Raw genomic sequence first — 382 nt, forward strand, 5'->3', positions numbered from 1 at the left:
CGGCAGGACGGCTGCCCGCACGGTGGGTGATCCACGTGGTCGGCCCCAACTTCAACGCGGGCGAGCAGGACCGCTCCCTGCTGACCTCCTGCTACGCCAACGCCCTCTCGGTCGCCGACGAGCTGGGGGCGTCCAGCCTGGCGTTCCCACTGGTCTCCGCGGGGATCTACGGCTGGCCGAAGGAGGACGCCGTGGCGGCCGCCGTCGAGACGCTGCGGTCCACTCCCACGCAGGTCGAGGAGGCCAGGCTGGTGGCGTTCGACCGGGCGACGTACGAGCTGATCGACGCGACGCTGTGAGCGTCACCCCGTCGGTGGGTCTGCTCGCTCGTCGTTGTCGTGGCCCGGCACGAGCTGCGTTACCCGCGAGAGCCGGAGCGGCT

Annotated in this window: 1 protein-coding gene; it reads left to right on the forward strand. The window is 71.7% G+C overall.

All coding sequences use genetic code 11. The features are described 5' to 3' along the window. The coding region (locus tag I6F37_RS44825; RefSeq protein WP_225155106.1) for a macro domain-containing protein at positions 1-299 on the forward strand (299 nt) is incomplete at its 5' end. Positions 300-382 lie beyond the last annotated feature (83 nt).

It is taken from the genome of Bradyrhizobium sp. NBAIM08 (genome assembly GCF_020193935.1).
GTDB lineage: Bacteria > Pseudomonadota > Alphaproteobacteria > Rhizobiales > Xanthobacteraceae > Bradyrhizobium > Bradyrhizobium yuanmingense.